The following is a 633-nucleotide window of genomic DNA, read 5'->3' as shown; positions in this document are numbered from 1 at the left end:
ACGGACAACACTGATCCAACGGACAACACTGATCCCACGGACAGCACCGATCCAACAGATGGCTCGGGCCTGATCACCAGCGTGCAAGGGGTTTTGGGTACCGTCGCGGGCGGTACGCTCATTGAGCCGCTCACCAATCTCCTAGATACTTTGCTCAACCCAAACGACGGCACCTTGTCTGTTGTGACTGGACTGCTGGAAGACCTGACCAATACCCAAGATGGTGCCCTCGGCCCTCTGACAGAATTGGTCAACGAGTTAACATTGATCCCTGGCGAAGCACTGAACCCGTTGCTCGATACCCTGAACGGTTTGGTGCAAGGCCTCACTGGTGGCAGCGACAATGGTTTGACTGGCGTAGTAGACGGTGTACTGGGTGAAAATGGCTTGCTTGGTGGCCTCGTTGGGGAAAATAGCCTGCTGGCTGGTGTTCTCACTGGCGTAGGCGGCCTGTTAGGTGGCCTGTTTGGCGGTGGCTCCAACACACCTGCGCCAACGCCGCAACCAGGTGAAGGCTTGGTTACCTCAGTCGATCAAGTCATCAACAACTTGGTAGATGGCACGGTGGCGGAACCAATCGGGGACTTGATTGACAACTTGACCAATCCCACAGACGGCACACTCAGCGCCGTC

At 56.4% G+C, this 633-nt stretch carries 1 pseudogene; it reads left to right on the top strand.

Features of this window, described 5'->3' with window-relative positions:
* Window positions 1-633: pseudogene (locus tag E9531_RS16925) on the top strand (hypothetical protein); the annotation flags it as partial.

Origin of the sequence: Lampropedia puyangensis (genome assembly GCF_004833285.1) — a bacterium.
In the GTDB taxonomy this organism is placed as follows: Bacteria; Pseudomonadota; Gammaproteobacteria; order Burkholderiales; family Burkholderiaceae_C; genus Lampropedia; species Lampropedia puyangensis.
The sequence above is the reverse complement of the archived record's forward strand: the minus strand, read 5'-3'. Positions and strand labels throughout refer to the sequence as shown.